The sequence below is a fragment of the Streptomyces phytophilus genome, from assembly GCF_013870535.1.
GTDB lineage: Bacteria > Actinomycetota > Actinomycetes > Streptomycetales > Streptomycetaceae > Streptomyces > Streptomyces phytophilus.
This window is the reverse complement of sequence record NZ_JACBXC010000454.1, coordinates 1-4,429: the sequence shown is the minus strand read 5'-3', so window position 1 is coordinate 4,429 and position 4,429 is coordinate 1. Positions and strand designations below refer to the sequence as shown.

Below are 4,429 nucleotides of genomic sequence, written 5' to 3'. Positions count from 1 at the left end.
CCCGCTCGGGCGCGACCTAGTCGAACTCCTCCTCGATGACGTCGTCGACGATGCCCCGGATGGTCTCGGTGTCGAGGCCCTCGCACGCCGGCGGCAGCACCGTCTGGTCGACGAGCTTGCGGGCGGCCTCGGCGTTCCCCGCGACGCCGAGGCTCTCGGCGGTGGCGTCCTTGCAGGCGGCCTGTGTCTCGCCGGAGCCCTCGCCCCCGCCGTCGTCGGAGCAGGCGCCGAGAGTCAGAAGCAGCCCGGCAGCCGCGGCCACGGTACGCATGCGCATGGTTCCCCCTGGACGTCGCGTGTCAGGTGCATCGTGCAGCATGCGCGTACACCCGTCCGCCGAATCGCCCAAGTGCAGACCCCCGTCGGCGCGTTCGAGACATCTCTTCCGTGAAGGGTCGGGTGGGGCTGCCGGTGCTTGGTCACGTGGAAGGGGTGAGCGCCCGTGACCGGGAGGAACTCCTCCGGTCACGGGCCGGTGGCCTGCGGCCGCGCGTGCCGCAGGCGGCGGCTCACCCGGGGGCGGGTGAGCCGGTCACCGTACGTCCACGCGGGGGGCGGCCAGCGAGGTGTTGTTCGCCAGCGCCAGGAGCCGGTCCCGCGTGCCGTTGAACTTGTCGCGGTCGACCGGGCTGATACCGCCGATGTTTCCCGAGTCCGTGTACTGCCAGACGGTCCAGAACGGGAAGCCGGACGGGATGGACGGGCTGCCGGTGGTCCAGTGGGCGACCCACAGCGGCGACTTGTCGCTCATGCCGCTCCAGCCGCCGGTGCAGGCGTTCCACCAGCTGGCGGTGGTGTAGATGACCACGTCACGGGAGGTGCGCGCCTTGTAGGTGGTGTAGAAGTCGGTGATCCAGGTGCGCATCGCGACCTGGCTCAGGCCGTGGCACTGCGAGCTGGAGCCGTTCTCGATGTCCAGTACGCCGGGGAGGGTGAGGTTGTCCGCGGACCAGGCCCCGCCGTTGTCGGCGAAGAAGTTCGCCTGGGCCGCACCGCTCGACGATGCCGGGCGGGCGAAGTGGTACGCGCCGCGGATGACCTGGTTGTTGTACGCGCCCAGGTAGTTGGCGCTGAACTGCGGGTCCTTGTACGTGGTGCCCTCGGTGGCCTTGATCCAGGCGAACTGGATGCCGGCGCTCTTCACCGCACCCCAGTTGATGCTGCCCTGGTAGTGGGACACGTCGATGCCCTGGACGCCGCTGGTGTCCTGCGGAGTGACCGGGCGGCGCTCCTGGCCCGCCGCCTCCTGCTCGGCACTGATGCCCATGTAGCCCTCGCCGAGCCGGTATCCGTCCTGCTCGCCGGCGGGCGGGGCGGCCTGGGAGGGCCCGACCGCGGACAGTGTGAGAGCCATCGCCGCGCCGACGACGAGGGCCGCCGTCCTGCGCCTACGCGCGTAGAAACCGTGGGGGGTTGATCCGTGCATGCGTACCTCCTGGAACGGGAGAGTTGTCTGATGCAGACATGCCACAAATACGCGACGGTGCGGGCCGTGCAAAGAGCGCATCCCGCCCGCCTGTGGTCTAGTCCGCGGACGAGCGAACTGAGCTGGAGAAACGCACGGGTGGGTCGCAGAACTTTCCACGGACCGCGGGCCGTCCACCGTGTTGTTCCAGACGCAACCCGGCTTGTGGTCAGTCCGGCGGGGCAGTAGAAACCCCCCGTCCGCCGGACGGAAGCGAGCGAGGGGAGAGCGGGATGCGTGTGGCGCTGGCGCAGGTCGACTGCGTGCTGGGGGACGTGGCGTCGAATCTGGAGGCCGCCGGGAAGACGGTCGCGGAGGCCGCCGGGCGGGGCGCCGACGTCGTCGTCTTTCCCGAGCTGAGCCTGCACGGGTACGCGCTGGGTGCGGTGCCCGGCGACGTGTCGATTCCCGCGAACGACCCGCGCCTGGCGGAGCTGTCGCGGCACGGGCCGGACGTACTGGTCGGCTACCACGAGGACGGCGGGCTGCGGCGCTACAACACCGCGGGCTACTACTCCGCCGGTGCGCTCGTGCACACCCACCGCAAGCTCTACCTGCCCAACTACCTGGAGTGGGAGGAGCGCAAGCACGCCAGCCCCGGCAACGCGCTGCGGGCTTTCGACACCGCGCACGCCCGAGGGGCGACTCTGGTCTGCAACGACGCCTGGCAGCCCGTGCTGCCGTGGCTGGCCGCGCAGGACGGCGCGGAGGTGCTGTTCGTCCCCACCAACAGCGCGTCCGGGCTCGCACCGGGGGCGGTGGACACGGTCACGTACTGGCAGGACCTGCTGGTCAACATCGCGCGCATGCAGCAGTGCTGGGTGGTGTTCGTCAACCGCGTCGGCGAGGAGGGCAGAGCGGCGTTCTGGGGCGGCTCGCGGGTGCTGGACCCGTGGGGCGGCGTCGTCGCGGAGGCGCCCCGTGACGTACCGGACCTGGTGGTCGTCGACGTCGACCGCACGGCCGTCAGGCGGCGGCGTCGCGAGATGCCGCTGCTCGAAGAGGCGCGCTTCGGCCTGGTCTCGCGCGAGGTGACGCGGTTGATGAACGAGGGCGTGGACTGACGCCCCGCGGGCCCGGCCACCCCTCCACGCCCCTGCTCCACGGTCTCGTCCCACGGCTGCGGCTCCTCCGCCGGCGCCCGCCCCGGTTGCCCGGGCGGCAACGACCGTTGCCCGTCGCGCCCGCACCGGACCAGCCTGGCCCCGTGTTCGACCTTCATGTGCATGCCTCCCCCGACGTCGTGCCCCGCGGCACCGACGACCACGACGCGGTCGCGGCCTACGCCCGCGCCGGCTTCACCGGCTGCGTCCTCAAGGCCCACTACGAGTCCACCGTCGGCCGCGCCGCCGCGGCCGCCCGCGCGCACGCGCTCGACGTCTACGGGGGTGTCGCGCTCAACCAGCACACCGGCGGCGTCAACCCCGCCGCGGTCGCGGCCTGTCTGCAGGCGGGCGGGCGGGTCGTGTGGATGCCGACCGCCGACGCGCACACCCAGCGCACCGCCGCGCTGCCCAGCCTGTGCGGCGTCCGTACGGATCTGCCCGCGCACGCCTACGCCATCCCGCCGCACGCCCCGGAGGCGGCCGGGGCGGTCCGGTCGATCTGCCGGATGATCGCCGAGGCCGACGCCGTGCTGGCCACCGGGCACCTCGACGCCGACGAGTGCCGCTGGCTGCTGACGGCGGCCCGCGCGTCGGGCGTGCGCCGGATCCTGCTCACCCACCCCGGATACACGGTGCCCGGCATGGCCGCAGAAACGGCGGCCGGGTTGGCGGCCCTCGGCGCGTATGCCGAGATCACCGCGTACCAGCTCCTGCACCAGCCGGGCGTCACCGGCGCCTGGCTGGCCGCGTACGCCGACGAGGTCGGCCTGGAGCGCGTGGTGCTCTCCTCGGACGCCGGGCAGCCCGACTCCCCCGCCCCGCCCGAGGCGCTGCACCTGCTGATCGACACCCTGGCCGCGGAAGGGCTCGACCGGGGTGCGCTGCGCGCCTGCGCGAGCGACCTGCCGGAAGCGCTGGTCGCACCGTGACCGCGCCGCCCGCATCGCGACCGGAGGACACCGCCGCCTTCGAAGCGGAGCTGCGCCGGTCCGTCACCGGACGCGTCTCCTTCGACACCGGCACCCGGGCGCTCTACGTCACCGACGCCTCCAACTACCGTCGCGCCCCGCTCGGCGTCGTGCTCCCCCGCGACGCCGACGACGTGGAGGCGGCGATGGCCGCCTGCCGCGCGTACGGCGTGCCGCTCGTCCCCCGCGGCGGCGGCACCAGCGTCGCCGGCAACGCCCTCGGCGGCGGGCTGCTCCTCGACACCTCCCGCCACCTCACCGGGGTCGGGCCCGTCGACCCCGGGGAGCGCACGATCCGGGTCCTGCCCGGCGCCGTCCTCGACGACGTGCGTGCCGCCGCCGCGCCGTACGGGCTGACCTTCGGCCCCGACCCGTCCACGCACAGCCGCTGCACGATCGGCGGGATGATCGGCAACAACGCCTGCGGCTCGCACTCCGTGGCCTGGGGCACCACCGCGGACAACGTGGAGTCGCTCGACGTCCTGCTCGCGGACGGCACCCGGATGACCGTCGGCGCCACCTCCCGGGAAGAACAGGCGCGGCTCGCCGCCCGCCCCGACCGGCAGGGGCGGGTCCACGCCGGGCTGCGCGACCTGACCGAACGTCACCTCGGCGAGCTGCGGACCGGCCTGCCGGCCCTGTCCCGCCGGGTGTCCGGCTACGCCCTGGACCGGCTGCTGCCGGAGCACGGCCGCCACGTCGCCCGGGCGCTGACCGGCAGCGAGGGCACCTGCGCGGTGGTGCTCGGCGCCACCCTGAAGCTGGTCGAGGCCCCGGCGGCACGTGCGCTCGCGGTGCTCGGCTACCCGGATACGGCAACGGCGGGCGATGCCGTGCCGGGGTTGCTGGAGCACGGACCGCTGACCGTGGAGGGGATCGACCGGGCGCTG

At 73.5% G+C, this 4,429-nt stretch carries 5 protein-coding genes; 3 read left to right on the top strand and 2 right to left on the bottom strand.

Annotation, left to right across the window (positions count from 1 at the left end):
* Window positions 1–16: 16 nt before the first annotated feature.
* Window positions 17–277, bottom strand: coding sequence for a hypothetical protein (locus H5J30_RS19050; RefSeq protein WP_181788622.1), 261 nt, complete (start codon window positions 275–277; stop codon window positions 17–19).
* 255 nt (window positions 278–532) lie between these two features.
* The gene (locus tag H5J30_RS19045) at window positions 533–1,426 is read right to left on the bottom strand and encodes a GH25 family lysozyme (RefSeq protein ID WP_181788621.1); all 894 of its coding nucleotides are present in this window, start codon (window positions 1,424–1,426) and stop codon (window positions 533–535) included.
* A 272-nt stretch (window positions 1,427–1,698) separates the two neighbouring features.
* On the opposite strand from H5J30_RS19045, the gene H5J30_RS19040 reads away from it, so the two are divergent.
* The 3 genes from H5J30_RS19040 to H5J30_RS19030 form a co-directional block, all read left to right on the top strand.
* Window positions 1,699–2,529 (top strand): nitrilase-related carbon-nitrogen hydrolase, encoded by an 831-nt coding sequence (locus H5J30_RS19040; RefSeq protein ID WP_181788620.1) that lies wholly within the window; start codon window positions 1,699–1,701, stop codon window positions 2,527–2,529.
* A 143-nt stretch (window positions 2,530–2,672) separates the two neighbouring features.
* Complete coding sequence (locus H5J30_RS19035) at window positions 2,673–3,500, top strand: DUF6282 family protein (protein WP_181788619.1); 828 nt, start codon at window positions 2,673–2,675, stop codon at window positions 3,498–3,500.
* Window positions 3,497–4,429: FAD-binding oxidoreductase (locus H5J30_RS19030; RefSeq protein ID WP_309505574.1), on the top strand; the 933-nt coding region annotated here is incomplete at its 3' end. The genes H5J30_RS19035 and H5J30_RS19030, both read left to right, overlap by 4 nt.